This window comes from Stenotrophomonas sp. BR163, from assembly GCF_047520985.2.
GTDB classification, from domain to species: domain Bacteria; phylum Pseudomonadota; class Gammaproteobacteria; order Xanthomonadales; family Xanthomonadaceae; genus Stenotrophomonas; species Stenotrophomonas sepilia.
In genome coordinates this window covers 310,700-330,703 of sequence record NZ_JAXBRE020000003.1, presented here as the reverse complement: position 1 = coordinate 330,703, position 20,004 = coordinate 310,700, and the positions used below count along the sequence as shown (strand labels likewise).

20 protein-coding genes and 1 tRNA gene are annotated in these 20,004 nt (G+C 65.3%); 14 read left to right on the top strand and 7 right to left on the bottom strand.

Annotation, left to right across the window (positions count from 1 at the left end; genetic code table 11):
• Positions 1 to 63: 63 nt before the first annotated feature.
• The 9 genes from fabG (at position 64) to ACM0PY_RS03970 (ending at position 7,574) form a co-directional block, all read left to right on the top strand.
• On the top strand, positions 64 to 807 hold the full coding sequence (gene fabG / locus ACM0PY_RS04010; RefSeq protein ID WP_180886064.1) for a 3-oxoacyl-ACP reductase FabG: 744 nt from the start codon (positions 64 to 66) through the stop codon (positions 805 to 807).
• Between the two features lie 152 nt (positions 808 to 959).
• Entirely contained in the window at positions 960 to 1,199 is a 240-nt protein-coding gene (gene acpP, locus ACM0PY_RS04005) for an acyl carrier protein (RefSeq protein WP_061480516.1), read from the top strand.
• 140 nt (positions 1,200 to 1,339) lie between these two features.
• Positions 1,340 to 2,602, top strand: a complete 1,263-nt coding sequence (gene fabF, locus ACM0PY_RS04000; RefSeq protein ID WP_180886066.1) for a beta-ketoacyl-ACP synthase II — start codon at positions 1,340 to 1,342, stop codon at positions 2,600 to 2,602.
• A 101-nt stretch (positions 2,603 to 2,703) separates the two neighbouring features.
• Positions 2,704 to 4,068 (top strand): aminodeoxychorismate synthase component I, encoded by a 1,365-nt coding sequence (locus ACM0PY_RS03995; protein ID WP_072168231.1) that lies wholly within the window; start codon positions 2,704 to 2,706, stop codon positions 4,066 to 4,068.
• 232 nt (positions 4,069 to 4,300) lie between these two features.
• Positions 4,301 to 5,362, top strand: coding sequence for an endolytic transglycosylase MltG (gene mltG, locus ACM0PY_RS03990; RefSeq protein ID WP_134972304.1), 1,062 nt, complete (start codon positions 4,301 to 4,303; stop codon positions 5,360 to 5,362).
• On the top strand, positions 5,359 to 6,024 hold the full coding sequence (gene tmk / locus ACM0PY_RS03985) for a dTMP kinase (protein WP_134972303.1): 666 nt from the start codon (positions 5,359 to 5,361) through the stop codon (positions 6,022 to 6,024). Before mltG ends, tmk begins: the two co-directional genes overlap by 4 nt.
• Positions 6,021 to 6,977 (top strand): DNA polymerase III subunit delta', encoded by a 957-nt coding sequence (locus tag ACM0PY_RS03980; RefSeq protein ID WP_072168228.1) that lies wholly within the window; start codon positions 6,021 to 6,023, stop codon positions 6,975 to 6,977. The genes tmk and ACM0PY_RS03980 overlap by 4 nt, the downstream gene beginning before the upstream one ends.
• Complete coding sequence (locus ACM0PY_RS03975; protein ID WP_005412452.1) at positions 6,974 to 7,327, top strand: PilZ domain-containing protein; 354 nt, start codon at positions 6,974 to 6,976, stop codon at positions 7,325 to 7,327. Before ACM0PY_RS03980 ends, ACM0PY_RS03975 begins: the two co-directional genes overlap by 4 nt.
• Before the next feature lie 172 nt (positions 7,328 to 7,499).
• Positions 7,500 to 7,574: transfer RNA gene (locus ACM0PY_RS03970), tRNA-Val, on the top strand.
• Positions 7,575 to 7,725: 151 nt separating this feature from the next.
• Here ACM0PY_RS03970 and ACM0PY_RS03965 read toward each other — a convergent pair.
• The 3 genes from ACM0PY_RS03965 to ACM0PY_RS03955 all read right to left on the bottom strand — a co-directional run bounded on the left by ACM0PY_RS03965 (position 7,726) and on the right by ACM0PY_RS03955 (position 10,599).
• A complete protein-coding gene (locus tag ACM0PY_RS03965) occupies positions 7,726 to 9,327 on the bottom strand; it encodes an AAA family ATPase (RefSeq protein WP_180895467.1) in 1,602 nt (533 codons plus the stop codon).
• Positions 9,328 to 9,575: 248 nt separating this feature from the next.
• Positions 9,576 to 10,139 (bottom strand): PDDEXK family nuclease, encoded by a 564-nt coding sequence (locus tag ACM0PY_RS03960; protein ID WP_197653888.1) that lies wholly within the window; start codon positions 10,137 to 10,139, stop codon positions 9,576 to 9,578.
• A 52-nt stretch (positions 10,140 to 10,191) separates the two neighbouring features.
• Positions 10,192 to 10,599: a hypothetical protein gene (locus ACM0PY_RS03955; protein ID WP_071306263.1), complete on the bottom strand. Its 408-nt coding sequence runs from the start codon at positions 10,597 to 10,599 to the stop codon at positions 10,192 to 10,194.
• A 564-nt stretch (positions 10,600 to 11,163) separates the two neighbouring features.
• Here ACM0PY_RS03955 and ACM0PY_RS03950 point away from each other — a divergent pair.
• Positions 11,164 to 11,544 carry a tautomerase family protein gene (locus tag ACM0PY_RS03950; RefSeq protein ID WP_005415517.1) on the top strand — a complete coding sequence of 127 codons (381 nt, stop codon included), beginning with the start codon at positions 11,164 to 11,166 and terminating at the stop codon, positions 11,542 to 11,544.
• A gap of 46 nt (positions 11,545 to 11,590) precedes the next feature.
• On the opposite strand, the gene ACM0PY_RS03945 is transcribed toward ACM0PY_RS03950, so the two are convergent.
• Complete coding sequence (locus tag ACM0PY_RS03945) at positions 11,591 to 12,166, bottom strand: hypothetical protein (protein WP_180885584.1); 576 nt, start codon at positions 12,164 to 12,166, stop codon at positions 11,591 to 11,593.
• 241 nt (positions 12,167 to 12,407) lie between these two features.
• Here ACM0PY_RS03945 and ACM0PY_RS03940 point away from each other — a divergent pair, with 241 nt between their 5' ends.
• From ACM0PY_RS03940 to ACM0PY_RS03930, 3 genes are all read left to right on the top strand, one after another.
• On the top strand, positions 12,408 to 12,803 hold the full coding sequence (locus ACM0PY_RS03940; RefSeq protein ID WP_180885582.1) for a DUF2946 family protein: 396 nt from the start codon (positions 12,408 to 12,410) through the stop codon (positions 12,801 to 12,803).
• A 129-nt stretch (positions 12,804 to 12,932) separates the two neighbouring features.
• A complete protein-coding gene (locus ACM0PY_RS03935) occupies positions 12,933 to 15,071 on the top strand; it encodes a TonB-dependent receptor (RefSeq protein ID WP_235646803.1) in 2,139 nt (712 codons plus the stop codon).
• 11 nt (positions 15,072 to 15,082) lie between these two features.
• Positions 15,083 to 16,588: a PepSY domain-containing protein gene (locus ACM0PY_RS03930; RefSeq protein WP_414609382.1), complete on the top strand. Its 1,506-nt coding sequence runs from the start codon at positions 15,083 to 15,085 to the stop codon at positions 16,586 to 16,588.
• A 9-nt stretch (positions 16,589 to 16,597) separates the two neighbouring features.
• Here ACM0PY_RS03930 and ACM0PY_RS03925 read toward each other — a convergent pair whose 3' ends face one another.
• Together ACM0PY_RS03925 and ACM0PY_RS03920 are read right to left on the bottom strand one after the other, a co-directional pair.
• On the bottom strand, positions 16,598 to 17,731 hold the full coding sequence (locus tag ACM0PY_RS03925; protein ID WP_180885576.1) for an MFS transporter: 1,134 nt from the start codon (positions 17,729 to 17,731) through the stop codon (positions 16,598 to 16,600).
• An 11-nt stretch (positions 17,732 to 17,742) separates the two neighbouring features.
• Positions 17,743 to 18,519 carry a DeoR/GlpR family DNA-binding transcription regulator gene (locus tag ACM0PY_RS03920; protein WP_235646805.1) on the bottom strand — a complete coding sequence of 259 codons (777 nt, stop codon included), beginning with the start codon at positions 18,517 to 18,519 and terminating at the stop codon, positions 17,743 to 17,745.
• A 158-nt stretch (positions 18,520 to 18,677) separates the two neighbouring features.
• Here ACM0PY_RS03920 and smqnr point away from each other — a divergent pair, with 158 nt between their 5' ends.
• Positions 18,678 to 19,325 (top strand): SmQnr family pentapeptide repeat protein, encoded by a 648-nt coding sequence (smqnr, locus tag ACM0PY_RS03915; protein ID WP_180885572.1) that lies wholly within the window; start codon positions 18,678 to 18,680, stop codon positions 19,323 to 19,325.
• Positions 19,326 to 19,328: 3 nt separating this feature from the next.
• On the opposite strand, the gene ACM0PY_RS03910 is transcribed toward smqnr, so the two are convergent.
• On the bottom strand, positions 19,329 to 20,003 hold the full coding sequence (locus ACM0PY_RS03910; protein ID WP_134970589.1) for a class I SAM-dependent methyltransferase: 675 nt from the start codon (positions 20,001 to 20,003) through the stop codon (positions 19,329 to 19,331).
• Position 20,004: the final 1 nt, after the last annotated feature.

The window sequence follows — 20,004 nt, the reverse complement described above, 5'->3', positions numbered from 1 at the left end:
ACCGTACCGGTGGCCGCTGCAAGCGGCACGGTGCGGCGGTCGCTCCCGTCTGAGGAAAACATCATGAGCAAGCCCCTGCAGGGTGAAATCGCACTGGTCACCGGTGCCAGCCGTGGCATTGGCGCCGCCATCGCCGATCAGCTGGCCGCCCAGGGCGCCACCGTCATCGGCACTGCCACCACCGAATCCGGCGCCGCCGCGATCGGTGAGCGCCTGGCCGCCCACGGCGGTCACGGCCGCGCGCTGAACGTCACCGACGCCGCCGCGCTGGACAGCGTGCTCGATGGCATCGCCAAGGAATTCGGCCCGATCTCGATCCTGGTCAACAATGCCGGCATCACCCGCGACAACCTGCTGATGCGCATGAAGGACGAGGACTGGGCGTCGATCATCGACACCAACCTGACCAGCGTGTTCCGTACCAGCAAGGCGGTGATGCGCGGCATGATGAAGGCGCGCAAGGGCCGCATCATCAACATCGCATCGGTGGTGGGCGTGACCGGCAATGCCGGGCAGGCCAACTACGCGGCCGCCAAGGCCGGCATCATCGGCTTCAGCAAGTCGCTGGCCAAGGAAATCGGCTCGCGCGGCGTCACCGTCAATGTTGTCGCACCCGGCTTCATCGACACCGACATGACCAAGGCGTTGCCGGAAGAAGCGCGTACCGCGCTGATCAACGACATCGCCCTCGAACGCCTGGGTTCGCCGGAGGACATCGCCCATGCGGTGGCGTTCCTGGCCAGCCCGGCTGCCGGTTACATCACCGGCGAAACCCTCCATGTGAACGGCGGCATGTACATGCCGTAAGCAAGGGGCGCAGGGATTGCGCCGCAAGTGGTTGATCTGCGGAGGTTTTTGCTGCAATGCAAGGCCGCGCCGGTTTCCACTACACTATCCCACGGCCATCGCCCTTGATGGCGACCACTTTTGAACCACAACTCCATCTGGAGCGAGATCCCATGAGCACCATCGAAGAACGCGTCAAGAAAATCGTCGTCGAACAGCTTGGCGTCAAGGAAGATGAAGTCACCAACAGCGCATCGTTCGTCGATGACCTGGGCGCTGACTCGCTGGACACCGTCGAGCTGGTGATGGCCCTGGAAGAAGAATTCGAGTGCGAGATCCCGGACGAAGAAGCCGAGAAGATCAGCACCGTGCAGGCCGCCATCGACTACATCACGGCCCACGTCAAGGCCTGATGTCAGACGGCAGTGCGCGCGGGTCTCCGCTCGCCGCGCACCGCACCCCATGGGGCCGCAGTTGCGGCCCCGTGTGTTTGAGCATCACACCGAAGCAAACCGTGTTACCCGATTGAACCTTCGGGTCAGGAGAATCAGCAATGAAGCGTCGCGTCGTCGTAACCGGCCTGGGTATCGTCTCGCCGTTGGGCAATGATCTGGCCAGCAGCTGGGAAGGCATCACCCACGGTCGTTCGGGCATCGGTCCGCTGACCAACATTTCTGATGCCTACCTGGACCGGTTCACCACCAAGATTGCAGGTGAGGTCAAGGGCTTTGACATCACCGCCGACAACGAACTGTTCGGCAAGTACCGGGTCAGCGGCAAGGATGCCAAGAAGATGGACCCGTTCATCCATTACGGCCTCGGTGCCTCGTTCATGGCCCTGCACGACTCGGGCCTGGAGATCACCGACGCCAATGCCGAGCGCATCGGCGCCATTGTCGGCGCCGGCATTGGCGGCCTGCTCGGTATCGAAGAGCAGACCATCGAGTTCCATGAGGGCAAGAAGATCTCGCCCTTCTACGTGCCCAAGACCATCATCAACATGCTGCCGGGCCAGCTGAGCATCATCGCCGGCCTGAAGGGGCCGTCGTTCTCGGCGGTGTCGGCGTGCGCGACCTCGAACCATTCGATCGGCACCGCGATGCGTATGATCCAGTACGGCGACGCCGACGTGATGGTGGTGGGTGGTGCCGAACGTGGCTCGTCGCCGACCGCCGTGGGTGGCTTCTGCGCGATGAAGGCGATGAGCACCCGCAACGACGCCCCGGAACAGGCCTCGCGCCCGTGGGACAAGGACCGTGACGGCTTCGTGCTGGGCGACGGCGCCGGCATCCTGATCCTGGAAGAGTACGAGCACGCCAAGGCCCGTGGCGCGAAGATCTACTGCGAACTGGCCGGCTTCGGCGCCAGCTCCGACGCGTACCACATGACCGCGCCGAGCGAGAACGGCGAAGGTGCCGCGCGCTGCATGGTCATGGCGATGAAGGACGCCGGCGTGACCCCCGAACAGGTGGGTTACCTCAACGCGCACGGCACCTCCACGCCGCTGGGTGACCTGGGCGAGACCATGGCGATGAAGACCGCTTTCGGCGACCACGCCTACAAGATGATGGTCAGCTCCACCAAGTCGATGACCGGCCACCTGCTGGGCGCGGCCGGCGGCGTGGAAGCGATCTTCTCGGTGATGGCGCTGCAGGACAACGTCATTCCGCCGACCATCAACCTGCAGCAGCCGGGCGAAGGCTGCGACCTGGACTACGTGCCCAACGAAGCACGCCAGGCCAAGGTCGACGTGGTGATGTCCAATGGCTTCGGCTTCGGCGGCACCAACGGCACGCTGATCTTCAAGCGCGTCTGACCGGGTTGTAGCGTCGGGCCATGCTCGACTGAACGTGCATTACGCACGAGGAGGCCGCCGCAAGGCGGCTTCCGTGCATCTGAATCCCTGAACTGGCCATCATGACCCACGCACCGCTGATCCACCCGCTGCCGCACCCGATCGATCTGCTGGCCCTGCAGCAGCACGACCCGGCACGCTTCCCGCTGCTGATGGAATCCACCGCCTCGGGCACCGCCCAGGGCCGCTGGAGCCTGCTGCTGGCCGCGCAGGGCGATTGCCTGCGGCTGGATGCCGACGGCCAGGTGCGCGACCTGCAGGGTGCCGTGCAGCCCGGCACGTTCCTGCAGGCGCTGGATCGCGCCTGGCAGCACGAACGCCTGCCGCACGACGGCAGCCACAGCCTGCCGTTCCGCGGCGGCTGGGCGTTGATGCTGGACTACGAAGTGGCCAGCCAGATCGAACCGGTGCTGCCGGCACGCGCGCGCGAGGACGGCCGCTCGACCGCGCTGGCGCTGCGCTGCCCGGCCGCCGTGCTGCATGACCATCACAACGATGCCAGTTTCATCATCGCCGAAGCCGGTGAGCAGGCCCTGCTGGAGGCGCTGGTGACCTTGGCGTCGCAGGCGCTGCCGGAGGCCGGGCAGGGCTGGCAGCCGCCGCAGTCGGTGGGCGAGGATGCGCCGCAGCGCTTCACCGACGGCGTGCGCCGGGTGATCGACTACCTGCGTGCCGGCGATGTGTTCCAGGTGAACCTGTCGCGGCGCTGGAGCGCGCAGTTCGCTGCGCCGGTCAGCCCGCAGGCGCTGTACGCGCAGCTGCGCCGTGCCAACCCGGCACCGTTCGCTGGCTTGTTCAGCGCGCACGGCCGCCACGTGGTCAGCTCCTCGCCGGAGCGGCTGGTGTCGGTGCATGCCGGCCACGCGCAGACGCGTCCGATTGCCGGCACGCGTCCGCGCTTCGAGGGCGACGATGATGCCGCGCGCATCCAGGAGCTGGTCGGCCACCCGAAGGAGCGTGCCGAGCACGTGATGCTGATCGACCTGGAGCGCAACGACCTGGGCCGTATCTGCCTGCCCGGCACCGTGGTGGTCGATGAGCTGATGACCGTGGAGAGCTACGCGCATGTGCACCACATCGTCAGCAACGTCAGCGGCCACCTGCGTCCGGAGGTCACGCCCGGCGAGGTGATCGCCGCCACGTTCCCGGGCGGCACCATCACCGGCTGCCCCAAGGTGCGCTGCATGCAGATCATCAGCGAGCTGGAGCAGGTGCCGCGCGGTGCCTACACCGGTGCGTTCGGCTGGCTGAACCGCGATGGCGACCTGGACCTGAACATCCTGATCCGTACCGCCGAAGTGGATGGCCACGAGGTGAGCTTCCGCACCGGCGCCGGCATCGTGGTCGATTCGGACCCGGACAAGGAACTGGACGAGACCCGCGCCAAGGCCCGCGGCCTGTTGCGCGCGCTCGGCCAGCAGGGGTAGTGCCGGGCGCTGGCCGGCAACGCCATTCCCCCACGGTGGGTGCCGACCGTTGGTCGGCACGAAGTCCTCCATGGCCATTCATCCACGCATGGCGTGGATCTACTGATCGCCGCGCCAGGCATGGATTGTGGTGGGTGCCGACCGTTGGTCGGCACGCAGGCGCCACCCCGGTCATGACCCCAATCCACCGGCACGGTATCCTGCACGACGGAATCGAGTTCAGAGGTAGTCCATGGCGGGAGCCAAGCGCGGGTGTCTGTTCGTGGTAACGCTGGTGGTGGTGCTGGCCGCCGTCGTGGCTGGCGCGGGCGCGTGGTTCTTCTACCAGCAGACCCGCTTCGCCGATGCCCCGATCACCCCGATCGCCGAGAGCGTGGTCATCGCCAGCGGCGATGGCATGAACAGCGTGCTGCGCAAGCTGCGCGAAGCCGGCGTGGACGAAGGCCAGGACACCCAGTGGCAGCTGCTGGCGCGCCAGCTCGATGCGGCCGGCAAGCTGAAGGTGGGCGAGTACGCGCTCAGTGGCGAGCTGACCCCGCGCGAACTGCTGCTGCGCATGCGCGCCGGCAAGGTGCTGCAGCACCGCGTCACGATTGTAGAGGGCTGGAACATCCGCCAGCTGCGTGCCGCACTGAAGCGTGCCGAACCGCTGCTGCACACCACCGACACGCTTGATGACGCCGCGCTGATGCAGCGCCTCGGCTTCGGTGGCCAGCATCCGGAAGGCCGCTTCCTGCCGGAGACCTACGTCTACCAGCGCGGCGACAGCGATCTGGACGTGCTCAAGCGCGCCCACGCCGCAATGGAAAAGGCGCTGGACGAGGCCTGGGAAAGCCGCGCGCCGGACCTGCCGATCAACACGCCCTACGAACTGCTGACGCTGGCCTCGATCATCGAAAAGGAAACCGCGCTGGCCAGCGAGCGCCCGCAGATTGCTGGGGTGTTCATGCGCCGCCTGAAGATCGGCATGCGCCTGCAGACCGACCCGACCGTGATCTACGGCCTCGGTGCTGCGTATGACGGCAACATCCGCCGTCGCGACCTGACTACCGACACGCCCTACAACACCTACACCCGTGCCGGCCTGACCCCGACCCCGATCGCGATGCCCAGCCGCGATGCGCTGATGGCGGCCGCGCAACCCGCGGCGGGCGACGCGCTGTACTTCGTCGCCGTGGGCGATGGCAGCGGCGCGCACGTGTTCTCGCCCAGCCTGGACCAGCACAACGCCGCCGTGGCGCGCTACCTGCAACAGCTGCGCCAGCAACGTACCCAGGAGACCCCGGCGCAATGAGTCCCGCGCTGCTTCGCCACCCGCGTTTCGTCAGCCTGGAAGGCGGCGAGGGCGCGGGCAAGACCACCGCCATCAATGCCATCCGTGACTGCCTGCGCAGCCACGGCCACGAGGTGGTGCTGACCCGTGAACCGGGCGGCACGCCACTGGCCGAGCGCATCCGCGGCCTGGTGCTGAAACCCGATGCCGAGATCGCCGCCGAACCGCTCAGCGCCGAAGCCGAGCTGCTGCTGGTGTTCGCCGCGCGCGCGCAGCATGTGCGCCAGGTGATCCAGCCGGCGCTGCAGCGCGGTGCCTACGTGCTGAGCGATCGCTTCACCGATTCCAGCTATGCCTACCAGGGCGGTGGCCGTGGCCTTGACCCGCAGTGGATTGCCGACCTGGAGCGCCGCGCGGTCGGCCTGTTGCCGGGGCTGACCCTGCTGCTGGACGTGGATGTGGCCATAGGCCGCGCGCGCGCCAACGGCCGTGACCTGTGGCCGGACCGCATCGAGAGCGAGCAGGACGATTTCTTCCAGCGCGTGCGCGAAGTGTTCCGCAGTCGTGCGCAGCAGGACCCGCAGCGCTTTGCGTTGATCGACGCCGGCCAGGTGCAGGAACGCGTGGCGGCCGACGTGGTCGCGCGTGTCGAGCGCTGGCTGCAGGGCGGGGAGGGCGCATGAGTACCTTTTCACCGTGGCAGCAGCGCGCGTTCGAGCAGACGGTGGCCGCGCTCGACGCCGGTCGCCTCGGTCATGGCCTGCTGATCTGCGGTCCGGCCGGGCTGGGCAAGCATGAGGTGGCGCTGGCGCTGGCCGACCACGTGCTGGCCCAGGGCGATGCAGCCCACGCAACGCGCACGCGCCAGCTGATCGCAGCGGGTACACACCCGGACCTGCAGCTGGTCAGCTTCATTCCGAACAAGAGCGGCGACAAGCTGCGCACCGAGATCGTGATCGAGCAGGTGCGCGAGATCACCGACAAGCTGGCGCTGACCCCACAGTACGGCGTGGCGCAGGTGGTGATCGTCGACCCGGCCGATGCGATCAACCGCTCGGCGGCCAACGCACTGCTGAAGACGCTGGAAGAGCCGCAGCCCGGCCGCTACCTGTGGCTGATCAGCAGCGACCCGGCACGCTTGCCGCAGACCATCCGCAGCCGCTGCCAGCGCCTGGAATTCAAGTTGCCGCCGCCGCACGAAGCACTGGCCTGGCTGCAGCAGCAGGGCCATAGCGAGGCATCGGCGCGCGAAGCGCTGGACGCCGCCCGCGGCCATCCCGGCCAGGCCGACAACTGGCTGCGCGAAGACGGCCTGAGCCTGCGCCGCGAAGTCGGTCGAGATCTGGAACAGCTGGTCACCGGCAAGACCGGCGCGGTGGAGCTGGCGCAGAAGTGGTGCGGTGACGACAACGCGGCGCTGCGCCTGCGCTTTGCCGCCGACCTGGCGCTGGCCCAGGCCAGCACCGATGCCTTGACCACGCCGGAGCGATTGCACAAGCTTGCAGCCTGGTTCGATGCGGCCAACCGCACCCGCGACCTGCTGCGCACCACGGTGCGTGCAGACCTTGCGGTGGTCGAGTTGCTGCTGGCTTGGAACAAGGTGAACGAGCGGCCTGCCGCAAGGGGAAATCGATGAGTGCCAGCAACGCCCGCCAGGGCATCCTGTCCCTGGCCGTGAAGGACAAAGCCGCGCTGTACAGCGCGTACATGCCGTTCGTGAAGAATGGCGGCATCTTCGTGCCCACGCCCAAGCGCTACTTCCTGGGCGACGAGGTGTTCCTGCTGCTGACCCTGCCCGATTCCAGCGAGCGCCTGCCGGTGGCGGGCAAGGTGATCTGGGTGACCCCGGCTGGCGCGCAGGGCAACCGCACCGCCGGCATCGGCGTGCAGCTGGCCGACGGTGCCGAAGGCGAGGGCGTGCGCCACAAGATCGAGACCCTGCTGGCCGGCCTGACCGGCTCGGACAAGCCGACCCATACGATGTGATTCCGGTAGCGCCGGGCCATGCTCGGCGGAACCACCGAAACACGCGTACCCCGCTGTTCTGTAGAGCCGAGCCATGCTCGGCTGCACATCCCGAGACACCCGTGAACACGACTGTGAAAAACTGTTGACGGCCTCTGAAAAGCCCCTATAATGAGCGGCTCAGCAACACACCGGGCGGTTAGCTCAGCGGTAGAGCATTGCCTTCACACGGCAAGGGTCACAGGTTCGATCCCTGTACCGCCCACCAAATAGAACCCTGATCTTTCAGGTGTTATGAAGAAGCCGGCCTTGAGCCGGCTTTTTCGTATGTGCAGAAGCGGCGAGCTGAGCTCGTCGCTTCCCGCGCCGCTACCCGAAGTGTGCGGGTATTCAATTGAAGTGCGCTTTCTGCCTTGTCCTCAACGTGCGGCACTCCAGGCTTTCAATAGCGCTTCGTGTAGTTTCGGCATGGCCTCAAATGCTTCTTTTGAAACGCGATCCCCAACTTCTTTGGCGAGGGATCGCTTTTCGCTTCCCTTCATGCCCGCCACTTCTTCAGATGTTCTCTTCCATCCCATTTGGTCGGGATAGCTTTCCTCTAGACTTCCAGTTGGCAGCACCATGATGTGACCTAGGTTCTGAAGATGAGCATGGGCTTGCAGGAAATTATCAAATCCGCGCCGCTTCTCTTCACTAGGGCTGTCGCAGAGAACCACGGACCTGTCTCGATAGAGCGACTCGCTCATGACAGAGTAGGCTTTCGCCACTGCATCAATCGTGCGCTTACTCTGCGACACGTCTCCATTGGCGGCGATGATCTGGATTGTGGGTTGATTAGAGTAAAAGCGCTTTATCACCCGAGTCAGAAGATCGACTTCGCTTGGGCCCTCAACGATAAGGAAGGAGCGAGGCAGCAACAGATCGGCGGGGCTTCCTCCGAGAAGGTCGTAAATGATGTACGGCCTGTCGAGGAGATGGGTGGCTGACAGCTCAGTCCTACCCTCAGTCTTCTCGCACTTGAGGATGGATTCGCTTGGCTCCGAGTCTGCGAGGAATACGGAAGAGTGGGTGCTAATCACCACCTGATCCAAAGTGGAACTCAGCTCGAGAAGAACCTGCTTAAGTCGGCGTTGCGCGGTCGGATGAAGATGTAGTTCTGCCTCATCTATGAAGAAAAGGAAAGATTTTCCTTGGTCATCACGAGCCCTTCTATAATCGGCGTACGCTTGAATTATGGCGAGCATAAGGGCACGTTGCATTCCGTCTCCCTTTTCACTCGCGTACGTCTCAATTCCATCATCAACAACTGTCTCGAATTTCTTCAGTAGGTCGCTGAATTCTGGCGAAAGCACCTCAAACTGGACCATAGAGCATTCGGAAAATTGCTTTTCGAGGTGCTTTCGTACGCTTTGTCCAATAGCTTTGAAGTGATTCCCTACTGCTGAATCCTCTGCGTTAAAAAGCGCCTCAAAGTTCTGCATGAAAGATCTATACGTAGGATCATCCATGAGGATTGCTTCGATGACAGAAGATAGCATTACGCCAACGGCGCTCTTCTGGTTGTATTTTGCGAATTCCTCGTAGAATTGCCGCGTATGAATGTACTCGAATTTTGGCAGGAAATCGTTTAGTGCTGTATCGAATCCCGTTGGGTTCTTTCTATCGGCACCGTCTACTTGGACTGTCCGCTTTCTAGCGTCGGAGCTACGTCGAGTGACCGAGATGACGTCACTATCACCCAGGACGCTTAGAATTTTTGCCTTGTTGCCTTCGTTCAACATGTTGTTGGCGCCCTGCTGGGCGCCTGTGAAGTGGATTGTAACCACCACTTCCAAAGTCGAATCTTTACGGTACTTCATGGAATCAGCGGCGGTTGATCCTGAATAAAACCATGAGATGGCTTCGAAAAAATTAGTCTTCCCTGTGTTGTTTTGTCCAACAATAATGTTGAAGTCACTAAAGGAAACATCACAGGTCTCAATGGATCTGAAATTTTCGATATGTACTCTGCTGATTTTCACTACGCCCCCCCCCCCCCCCGGATGTGATTTGCCAGCCTTACGTGGCGCCCCACTTTCACATGATTATTTAGCGTCGTGTATAGGGGAAATCTGACGCTAGATCGTCTCGCGCGTATTGGCTAGGACGCACAAATGCCAATGCTGAGATGGCCGGGCGTAGTTCGTGGTCGAACGGATGAGTCGCCGCCACCCAACTACGACTCAACTACACTGGATTCATGCGCGACAGAGCGCTCGCCTTGTAGAACTCAGCTGGGATTCGCCAACAGGCTCCGCGCGATCATCGCGGTCCCGTCCAGCAGGTCGTGGCCGCTACCGGCCTGCACTACTACCGCCAGAAGTTGGCGGCCCACCTCGGCATTGCCGCCGCGCAGTTCCATCTCCCCCTCGAAGCAAAGATCGCCCAGCCATTCGTGCGCCTGCGGCAGACCGCGCTTGCGGGCGCGGCGGAATTCCGCGAGCAGCTTCGCCTGGCCCGCTTCATGTTCGCCATCGGCAAGCAGGCCGATGGCACCGCCATGCGCCGCGCGCCAGATGGCCGGCAGTGGCCGGCCTTTTTCATCCAGCACGTCCAGTGCGAACTGTGCGCAGTACATCTCGTAGCGCTTGCCCGCTGTGCTGCGGGGCACGATGCCGGCTTCGGCCAGCAGGCGTTCGGCTTCATCCAGTGTGCTGAACTTCAAGCGCAGCAGTGCAGGGCGGCTCAGCTGTTGTGCCAGCGCGTGCTGGTTGGCGGCGAACCAGACGTTCCAGCCTACGCTTGCGCGGCCTTCCAGTGCGGCCTTGAAGTACTCCAGGTGTTCGGCGTCCATTGCGGTCTCCTGCGCTCCCTGCGCGATTGTAGCGGGAGCACATCCGGGCCGATCAGGCATCGCCGCTGGAGAGGCAATGATGTGCCTCGCGCACCAGCTGGCGTGCGGCCACGATCAGTCCGTCGATATGGAAGGCGCCCAACTGCTCGTTAGGACCGCCTTCGTTGCGCGCATGGTCGGCGGCCTGCAGCAGATCGAGCAACGCGCCGAGCCCAGATAGCGAGCGGCGCAACGAAGCGTGATTGCTGGCGCCGAGGGTGAGGCTGATGCACGGCTGTCCGTCATCACCGTCGGCCTGGTTGATCGCATTGAGACGGGCGAAGAACGTGGCCGACTGCGCCGGAAGGTTCTGTTCGTTCAGGGCGCACTCGATCTCGCGTGCGACGTCCCCGGGCACGTCGGCTGCGACGTCGCCGATAAGCGCGTGCAGGCGGGGATGGATGGCGATGCGGTTGGTCATGGCGAAACCCTCACTGGCGTAGGGCCACCTTCCGGAGTGAAGGTGGCGGACGGTGCGGGTTGGCGTACCGGGGCAAACACAACGGAGTGAGAAATCACCCGGCGGATCGAGTGATCCCCACACACCGCCCGCCATTGAGGGCAGTTGGTGCATTCTTGCGGCTACGCACTGCTGCGCAACCTATCCGTTCGGTTTGCTTTTTCGAGACGCCAATCCCGGCCAAGGCGTCTTGCCTCGGCATGGCGATCTTCAAGCCGGGCAATCACATCGGTCTGTAAGGGAAATTCTCAACTGTCCCTAGGCAGGCCAGACGTTTCCCGTTGTGTGTCGTCCGACACCTGCAAGTAGTGCGGCCCATCACTGATGGCGCGCATCGCCGCCCCTGCCGACCGTGCACGAGACGACTCCAGAGCGGCGCCGCCACGGCAATCGCGTCACCCCGCGCGGCGGACGCGGGACCATGCCACGCGTGGAGCCAGAGGGTTCCATCCCTGTGCTGTCCCACCGCCCCGGGCAGGCGTAGTCTCAGCCTGTCGTCGTACCCATCCACTCTGGAGTGCCACCATGCCGCTCGCCCGCATCGATCTTCGCAAAGGCAAATCCGCCGACTACCTGCAACGCGTCGGCGAAACCATCTACCAGGCCATGCGCGCGGTGGGCGTGCCGGAAAATGATCGCTTCCAGATCTTCCAGGAACACGCGCCCGGCACGCTGATCTACGACCCCGGCTACTTGGGCGTGGATCGCACCGACGACTTCATCTGCATCCAGATCACCTGGAACGAAGGGCGCACGCTCGAGCAGAAAAAGGCGTTGTACGCCGGCATCGCCGATGGACTGCATGCGGCGGTGGGCATCCGCCGCGAGGATGTGTTCATCAATCTGGTGGAAGTGAAGAAGGAGAACTGGTCGTTCGGGAACGGTCAGGCGCAGTACGTGAGTTGATGCAGGTGCGCTGCGCTGTTTCTTTAGGGAGTGCCAAGGCGCTGCGCTACTTGGCGAGCGTACGCGATTCGTGAATCAGCATCCTGGCGCTTGCGCCACGAAGTGGTGCGATGTCTTCAACCGTGCTGACCTGGACCCGATACCGGCCATGCGCCTGCAACGGTAGCAACGCGACATGCAATCGGTATGCGCCATCGCTGCCCCGTTGGATCTGGGCGTAGTTCAGACCCTCACCGCGGTGCCAGTCTGGCAGTGGCTGGCCAGATTGCGACTGTGCGATCTGATACGCGTCGGGGCTTGCCAGCGGCTGCCAAGTGCCGCCGGACCATTGCTGAAGTCCAACGCGTAAAGGAATGTGCAGGTCGCGCGGAGAAGCAGCATCTGGCGATGGGGAGACGTGCTGCAGATCCAGTTCCACCGCATAAGTGCGGTAGCTGGCAAAATTGCGCGCCGTGGTTTCGAACTCGAACTGCACCTGCTGGCCGGGCGCGTCCACGGCGATGGGCTGTGAGAGTTCCAGCGGCTCTGGCGGTGGGGGCGGCCCCTTGTCGGCGCAGGCAGCAAGCAGCGCGGTCAGGCCGAGCAGGCTGATGCGCTGCCGGTGTGTGATGCGGGTGGTCATGCAGATTCCTCTGGCTCCTTGCCGTGGCCAATTGAACCCTAACGTTGGCGAGGCAGAGCCCGCAAGCGCAGGGACCGCGGTGTGGTGCATTCACATGTCGCCGCGCGAGGCGAGCTCCTGCGTCACCGTGTCGCAGGGGGCAAACCCTGAACGGGGTCCAAGGTTGGGCACAGGCCCGTAGAATGGCCGGGTGCGTCATTCTGTCCTCCACCGCCGGTTCCAGGCCCTGGCTTGGCTTGCCATGCTGCTGGTGCTGCTCGCCCCGCTGGTGAGCCGCTGGCTGGCGCAGGGTCACGTGGCTGCCGCTGCGCCGGTGGCCGCCATGGACCACGCAATACACGCAGAGCATGCGCAGCACGCGATGGAAGGACACCACGACCATCACGCGATGGCGATGCCGCACGGCGAGACCGCAAAGAAGCCGCCCGCCGATCCGCATGCCGATCATGAGATGGGCGTGGATTGTGATTACTGCCTGATTGCAGCGCGGTTGATCACCCTGTTGGTGGCGGCAGTGCTGCTGTTGGCGCCGATGGCACCGGTGTGCCGCGCGCTGCGCGGTGCGGTGCGGGCGTTGCCACAACGGATCAGCGGCACATTGGGCGCGCGTGGGCCGCCGGCACTGATGGCTGCCTGAGCCGCACGCGCGCTGCATTGAACGTTCTTCCATGAGGTTGCCGGCCACGGCCGGTGCCCGCACGCGCGTGTCTGTCCCTTTCTGATTGCTGCCCTGCCATTGCGGGGTGGCCTTGCATGCCGTGAAAAAATGAAAACGAACCCCAACCCCGCGTGCCTGCGCCGGGCGACGCTGCCTGTCCTGTGCGCGCTGCTCCTGCATGCTGCGCCCCTGCTTGCCGCCGACGCGGCACCCCCGACCACGCTGGAGACCGTGCGGGTGGTTGACACCCGCAGCGGCGAGCTGTCCTCCATTGCCAGCGCAGGCTCTGCATTGGGCCTGAGCGTGCTGCAGACACCGGCCAGCCTGACGGTGATTTCGCGCGAACAGCTGGATCAGCGCGGCGACAGCAACCTCAACGATGCGATCAGCCGGGCAGGTGCGATCAGTGCGATGCCGCACCCGGGCAACGGTCTGAGTGCGCTGTCCAGCCGCGGCTTCACCGATGGCGCCTCGGTGATGCGGCTGTACGACGGGCTGCGCCAGTACGGCGGCGTGGGCATCACCTTCCCGTTCGATACCTGGTCGATCGAGCGCATCGAAGTACTGCGCGGGCCGGCCTCGGTCATCCACGGCGACGGTGCGATCGGCGGGGTGATCAACATCGTGCCGAAGAAGCCCTCGCGCGGTGCCATCGAAAACGAGATCAGTGTGACCGTGGGCAGCGAGGACACCGCGCGGCTGGGCTTCGGCAGTGGTGGCGCGCTGACGCCCGAGCTGGCCTACCGGCTGGATGTGAGCGGCAACTACAGCGGTGGCTGGGTCGATCGGGGACGCAACGGCGATGCCACCTTCTCCGGCGCGCTGCTGTGGCAGCCGCGCACCGACCTGCAGCTGACCTTGACCCACGCGCAGGGCCATCAGAAGCCGATGCGCTACTTCGGCACGCCGCTGGTGGAGGGACGCCAGTTGGACGTGCTGCGCCATCGCAACTACAACGTGGACGACAGCGAGATCCGCTACCGCGACCGCTGGACGCAGCTCGATGCGCAGTGGACGCCGAACGCGAACGTTGACTGGCGCACGCGCGTCTACCAGATCGACAGCCAGCGCGACTGGCGCAACGCCGAGGCCTATGTCTACAACCCGCGAACCGGGTTGGTCGACCGCTCGGGCAACACCCAGATCACCCACAACCAGGACCAGACGGGGCTGACCTCGACGCTGCGCGTGCAGGGCAGCGTGGGTGACCTGCAGAACAGTTTTGCCGTGGGCCTGGACGCCAACCGCGCGCACTTCAAGCACACCAACAACACCTATGCCGGCAGCTCGGGCCCGGTCGACCCGTTCCATCCGGTGCCGGGGCAGTTCGCCAGCGACGCGCCGAACCTGCCGCGCTACCGCAACCGCGCCGAACAGTACGCGCTGTTCGCGGAAGACCGGTTGGCGCTGAGCGAGCGCTGGTCGGTGCTGGGTGGGCTGCGCCACGACCGCGCCCGCATCGATCGTACCGATCTGATCAGTGGCCAGAACGCGTTCTCGAAAACCTACAGCAGCACCGGCTGGCGCGCCGGCACGGTATTTGTGCTGCAGCCGACGCTGAGCCTGTATGCGCAGTACTCGCAGGCGGCGGACCCGGTCAGTGGACTGCTGATGATCAGCCCCGCCAATGGAGCGTTCGATCTGGCCAAGGGGCGGCAGATCGAGGTGGGCCTGAAGCAGGCGTTCGACGGTGGCGAGTGGACGCTGGCGGCGTACCGCATCCGCAAGACCGGGCTGCTGAGCCGCGATCCGCTGGTGCCGGATCGCCGGGTACAGGTGGGCGCGCAGACGTCGCGCGGTATTGAAGCGTCGTTGACCTGGAATGTCGCGCCGCACTGGACGCTGGATGCCAACGCGACGGTGCTGAAGGCCGAATTCGAGGACTTCCTGGAAACCACGGGTTCGCCGGCGGTGCTGGTATCGCGTGATGGCAACGTGCCGCCGAACGTAGCCGAGCGCCTGGCCAGTGTGTGGCTGGGCTGGCAGTTCGCACCGGACTGGAGTGCGGCGAGTGGCGTGCGTTACGTCGGCAAGCGCTACGCCGACAACGCCAACACGTTGGAGCTGCCCGGATACAGCACCACCGACCTGGCACTGACCTGGCAGGCGGCACCGCGCACGCGGCTGTCCGCGCGGTTGTTCAACGTGTTCGACAAGGCGTACTACGCCACCGCGTACTACACCAGTACGCAGTGGTTGCTGGGTGCAGACCGGCGCGTCGAATTCACTGTTGACCATCGCTTCTGAGGACGCTGGCGATGACGTTGCGATCCACCGCCAAGCGCTGGACCTACCTGGTGCATCGTTGGCTGGGCATCGGCGGATGCCTGCTGATGCTGCTGTGGTTCGTCAGCGGCATGGTGATGCTGTTCATTGGTTACCCGAAGCTGACGCCCGGCGAGCGGCTGGCGGCGTTGCCGGTGCTGGGTGAGGCCCGCGACCTGCAGGGGCTGTCGTTACTGCCTGCCGCCGTGCAGGCCGAGCCGGAGGCTGTGGCATTGACCACGCTACGCGGCGAGCCGGCGTATGTGGTGCGAAGTGGCAGCAACGTGGGCGCCTGGTCTGCCGTGACCGGCCAGGCGCTGCTGCCGGTGTCGGCACAGCGTGCCGAAGCGTCCGCTGCACAGTTCGCCGGAGGCCCGGCCTTCGTGGGTGCGATGCGCATGGACGAGGACCGCTGGACGCATTCGCGTGCACTGGACGCGCATCGGCCGCTGTATCGCGTCGAGGTGGGCGGTGAGCAACCGGGCGACCTGTATGTGTCCTCGCGTACCGGTGAAGTCGTGCTGGACGCGCCGCATATGCAGCAGCGCTGGAACTATGTGGGCGCCTGGCTGCACTGGTTGTATTTCCTGCGCATGCAGTCGGTGGACCCGGTGTGGACGTGGGTGGTGATCGTGCTGTCCGCACTGTGCACGCTGGCGGCGGTCAGCGGCATCGTGGTGGGTGTGTGGCGCTGGCGTTTCCGTGGGCACTATCGTTCCGGTGCGAAGACACCGTACGTCGAGCCGTGGATGCGCTGGCACCATCTGATCGGTCTGGTGGCAGCGGCCTTCGTGTTCACCTGGATCTTCAGTGGCCTGATGTCGATGAATCCATTGGGTGTCTTCAGCAGCACGCATGCTGCGATCGACGGTGGGCGCTATCGTGGCGGCGCTGTGGCGGTGGATGGCGCGTTGGGCGATCCGGCGAAGCTTCTGGCGGTGGCCGATGCTGTGTGCTTCCGGCCAGTTGAGATCCAGTGGCGGCGCATCGGTGGTGAGCTGTTCGCGGTGCTGCTGGATGGGAAGGGCGAGACCCGCATCGTGTCCGGCAGCGACGAGCATCTGCAGGTTGCGCACTTGCTGCCGGCCGCGTGGCTGCAGCAGAAGGCGCGTGCGCTGTCCGCTGCGCCGATGCAGGGCTTCGTGGTGCAGCAGACAGCGGATGCCTACTTCTATCCGCGTGCACCGGAAGCCATGAACGGCGCAGCAGTGCGCCGCTTCCCGGTGGCAGTGGTGGACTTTGGCGATGCGGAGGCGACGCGCGTCTATCTCGATCTGGCGACCGGCGATCCGTTGCTGACGATGGGGCATCGCGAGCGGGTGGGGCGCTGGTTGTTCTACTTCCTGCACAGCTGGGACCTGCCGGCGATGCTGCGCCAGGAAGGTACCCGGCTGGCGGTGCTGCTGCTGCTGAGCGCTGCTGGCACCGCGCTGTGTGCCACGGCGACGGTGATCGGCTACCGGCGCGTGCGGATGAAGCTGCGCCGCAGGCGGCGTTGATGCCCTGGGCTACACCCGCAGCCAGCGCGTGGACACCGCCACCAGCAACAAGGCCGTGGCCACGCCGACGAACGCGGCGATCAGGCCGAAATGGTCTGCGGCGAAGCCGATCAGTGCCGGTCCGGCAAGGATGCCGGCAAAGCCGAGCGTGGACACGGCAGTGATCGCCAGCGCGCCGGGCATGCGGGTCTGGTGACCGGCCAGCGAGAACAGCGCGGGCGCGATGTTGGCGCAACCGAGGCCGACCAACACGTAGCCGACCAGCGACGCCTGCCACGGCGTGACCAGGGTCAGCACCAGCACGCCCGCAGCGGCAAGCAGAGCACCGAAGACGATCGCGCGCTGGCGGCCCAGGCGCGCCACCAGTGCGTCGCCGAACAGGCGCGCCACGGTCATGGTCAGGGTGAAGGTCACGTAGCCGACGCCGGCCAGGCTGGCATCGACGCGCCGCACATCGCTGAGGAACACCGCGCTCCAGTCGAGCATCGCGCCTTCACCGAGGAAGGCGACGAACGCCAGCACGCCGATGAACAACACGATGCCGTGCGGCAGGGCCAGCATCGGTGTGTCGTGCGGCATGCGTTCGCTGTGCCAGTGCGCTGCCGACAACAGCATCACCAGCAGCATGGCGCCAACGCCGATCAGCACCGATGCCAAGGGCGGCAGCTGTGCGGACAGCAGCACGGTCATGGTGGCCGCGCCGAGGAAACCACCGATGCTGAAGAAGGCATGGAAGCCGGACATCATCACGCGCCGTGCTTCGCGCTCGACGATGACGGCCTGCACGTTCATCGTGCAGTCCATTGCGCCCACGGCGGCACCGAACACGAACAGGACCAGCCCGAGTGTCCAAGCCGAACCGGCCAGCGCCAGGCCGGGCACGGTCAGGCAGATCAGCAGGCTGCTGGCCACCATCACCCGCCGGCAACCCAGGCGCGCGGCCAGCACGCCGGACAACGGCATTGCCAGCAGCGAACCGGCACCGAGGCAGAGCAGTACCAGCCCCAGCGTGGCGTCGTTGATCCCGGTGCGTGCCTTGGCGAACGGCACCAGCGTGGCCCACAGCGCGGTGGCGAAGCCGGGAATGAAGAACGCAGCGCGGGTCGCGTGCTGTTCGGCACGCGCGCGGTTGGCAAGGGACATGAGCGGTACGGTCAGGGCGGAGTGGGGTGTACCGCGATGCCTGCGGCGCGGAAGCGTGCCGCCAATGCGGGCGGTGCGGTGGTGGTCAGCACCAGGTCGTCGATCTCGTCCAGGCTGGCAATCTGCCAGTTGCCGCGGGCACCGAGCTTTTCAGTAGTGGCGGCGACGATGACGCGGCTGCTGCACGCGACCATCGCGCGCTTCAGCGTGGCCTCTTCTGCATCCATTGCCCATACACCAGTATCGCAGTCCACCGCGCAGGGGCCGGGCAGGTACACGTCGGCGCGCAGGCGCTGCACCTGGGCCAGTGCTTCTGCGCCGACCGCACCGTCACCGCTGACCAGGCGGCCGCCGATCAGCTGCACCGAGGTGCCATCAAGCATGCTGGCGGCCGTGGCGATCTGTGGCGCATTGGTGATCACCGTCAAGCCGAGGGCGGGCGGCAGCTGCTGGGCGATCGCCAGGTTGGTTGAACCGGCATCGAGCAGTACAACCTGATTGGGTTGCAGCAACGCGCACACGCGTGCGGCCAGCTCGGCCTTGTCGCCGCGGTCGCGGATCAGGCGCTCGCGCAGCGGGCGTTCCTTGGGCGGTGGCAGCACGGCGCCGCCGTAGACACGCTGGCACAGGCCCTGTGCGGCCAGCTCGCGCAGGTCGCGGCGGATCGAATCTTCGGAGACGGCATAGCGGCGCGCCAGTTCGGCGGCGACCACGCGGCCCTGCTGGCGCAGTTCTTCGAGGATCTGCCGGGTGCGTTGGGCGGGGAGGGGGCTGGGGTCTGAGCTCATGCCATAAGTCTGCACATTCATGCATAAATGTGCAACAACGTGCAATTGGCATCGGGGACACAGCGCGGCTGGACTGCCGGTGAATCCTCCCGCGCCCACGTCTATGGATCGCCCTCGCGGCCCGGCATCATGGCGGGGCACCTGGAATGGAATCCACGATGTCCCCCACCGTTCACCGCAAGCTGCGCATCGGCGCGGACCAGTACACCGGCCAGAAAGTGGTCGACCAGCAGTTCCACGAATGCGATTTTTCCAGCGTGGACCTGACCGCCACCGAGTTCATCAACTGCAGCTTCTATGACGCCGAAAGCCGCAGTGGCTGCCGCTTCAACGGCGCCACGCTGAAGGAAGCCAGCTTCCGCAGCTGCGACATCAGCATGTGCCACTTCAATTTCGTCAAGGCATTGGGCCTGGAAATCAGCGAGTGCCGCGCGCAGGGCGCGGATTTCAGCAACGCCAGCTTCATGAACCAGATCACCACGCGCAGTTGGTTCTGCAGCGCCTTCATCAAGAAGTCGAACCTGCGCTATGCCAATTTCTCGCGGGTCACGCTGGAGAAATGCGAACTGTGGGAGAACCGCTGGGACGGTGCGAACGTGAGTGGCGCAAGCTTCGCGGGCTCGGACCTGTCCGGTGGCCAGTTCGAGGGAATCGACTGGAACAGCGCCAACTTCACCGACTGCGACCTGACCAATTCCGATCTGGGCGAGCTGGACCTGCGCAGCACCAACCTGCGTGGCGCCACGCTGGATGTGCAGCAGGTGGCGCTGTTGATGCAGCGCATCGGCATCACCGTGGTGCCGTAGGCATCACCCGGCGTACGCCACCCAGCCCCTGAAGCTGAAGCCTGCATAGAACAGCTCCACGCCGTCGAAGCCGGCTTCCTCCAGCAGCGCCACTTCCTGTTCGGGCGCCAGCAGTGGCAGTCGCTCGGCAATGGCGTCGATCGCGCGCAGTGCATCGGCGTGGGCAACACCCGAGGCTTCGGCGAACGCGGCGTAGCGCTGCAACCAGCGCAGCTTGCCGTCCGGATCCTGCGGCACGCTGTGGTGGGCCACCACCAGCGGCGCGCCGGGCTGCAGGCGCCTGTGCAGCTCGCGCAGCGTGTGCAGGCGCTGCGCGGCATCGAGGAAGTGCAGGGTCAGCAGGCAGCTGGCACCATCGAAGCGCACGTCCGGGGCATCGTCGATGTAGCCTTCCAGCAGCTCAACGCGTGCGTTCAACGGGCCCAGTGTCTGCTCGGCCAGCGCGAGCATCGGCGCGGCCGGATCCACGCCCAGCAGCTGCCAGCCCGGTTGCGCCTCGGCAAAGGCCTTCAGCTCCAGCCCGCCCCCGGCACCGAGTACCAGCACGCGGCCCTGCGCGGGAACGCGTTCGGCCAGCAGCAGGCGGCTCATCTGCTGCAGGGCGAGGAAACCGGGCACCTGGCGCAGCGGTGCTTCGGCATAGCGGGCCACCGCCTGCGGATCGGAGAACGTGGACATG

What these genes read in the sequence shown, in the direction of transcription:
- ACM0PY_RS03930 (WP_414609382.1), top strand. Translation starts at nt 15,083, where the DNA reads ATGACGTTGCGATCCACCGCCAAGCGCTGGACCTACCTGGTGCATCGT.
- ACM0PY_RS03975 (WP_005412452.1), top strand. Translation starts at nt 6,974, where the DNA reads ATGAGTGCCAGCAACGCCCGCCAGGGCATCCTGTCCCTGGCCGTGAAG.
- ACM0PY_RS03950 (WP_005415517.1), top strand. Translation starts at nt 11,164, where the DNA reads ATGCCGCTCGCCCGCATCGATCTTCGCAAAGGCAAATCCGCCGACTAC.
- ACM0PY_RS03945 (WP_180885584.1), bottom strand. Translation starts at nt 12,166, where the DNA reads ATGACCACCCGCATCACACACCGGCAGCGCATCAGCCTGCTCGGCCTG.
- ACM0PY_RS03940 (WP_180885582.1), top strand. Translation starts at nt 12,408, where the DNA reads ATGCTGCTGGTGCTGCTCGCCCCGCTGGTGAGCCGCTGGCTGGCGCAG.
- ACM0PY_RS03955 (WP_071306263.1), bottom strand. Translation starts at nt 10,599, where the DNA reads ATGACCAACCGCATCGCCATCCATCCCCGCCTGCACGCGCTTATCGGC.
- ACM0PY_RS03980 (WP_072168228.1), top strand. Translation starts at nt 6,021, where the DNA reads ATGAGTACCTTTTCACCGTGGCAGCAGCGCGCGTTCGAGCAGACGGTG.
- acpP (WP_061480516.1), top strand. Translation starts at nt 960, where the DNA reads ATGAGCACCATCGAAGAACGCGTCAAGAAAATCGTCGTCGAACAGCTT.
- ACM0PY_RS03935 (WP_235646803.1), top strand. Translation starts at nt 12,933, where the DNA reads ATGAAAACGAACCCCAACCCCGCGTGCCTGCGCCGGGCGACGCTGCCT.
- ACM0PY_RS03925 (WP_180885576.1), bottom strand. Translation starts at nt 17,731, where the DNA reads ATGTCCCTTGCCAACCGCGCGCGTGCCGAACAGCACGCGACCCGCGCT.
- ACM0PY_RS03995 (WP_072168231.1), top strand. Translation starts at nt 2,704, where the DNA reads ATGACCCACGCACCGCTGATCCACCCGCTGCCGCACCCGATCGATCTG.
- tmk (WP_134972303.1), top strand. Translation starts at nt 5,359, where the DNA reads ATGAGTCCCGCGCTGCTTCGCCACCCGCGTTTCGTCAGCCTGGAAGGC.
- ACM0PY_RS03910 (WP_134970589.1), bottom strand. Translation starts at nt 20,003, where the DNA reads ATGTCCACGTTCTCCGATCCGCAGGCGGTGGCCCGCTATGCCGAAGCA.
- ACM0PY_RS03920 (WP_235646805.1), bottom strand. Translation starts at nt 18,519, where the DNA reads ATGAGCTCAGACCCCAGCCCCCTCCCCGCCCAACGCACCCGGCAGATC.
- mltG (WP_134972304.1), top strand. Translation starts at nt 4,301, where the DNA reads ATGGCGGGAGCCAAGCGCGGGTGTCTGTTCGTGGTAACGCTGGTGGTG.
- ACM0PY_RS03960 (WP_197653888.1), bottom strand. Translation starts at nt 10,139, where the DNA reads ATGGACGCCGAACACCTGGAGTACTTCAAGGCCGCACTGGAAGGCCGC.
- smqnr (WP_180885572.1), top strand. Translation starts at nt 18,678, where the DNA reads ATGTCCCCCACCGTTCACCGCAAGCTGCGCATCGGCGCGGACCAGTAC.
- fabF (WP_180886066.1), top strand. Translation starts at nt 1,340, where the DNA reads ATGAAGCGTCGCGTCGTCGTAACCGGCCTGGGTATCGTCTCGCCGTTG.
- fabG (WP_180886064.1), top strand. Translation starts at nt 64, where the DNA reads ATGAGCAAGCCCCTGCAGGGTGAAATCGCACTGGTCACCGGTGCCAGC.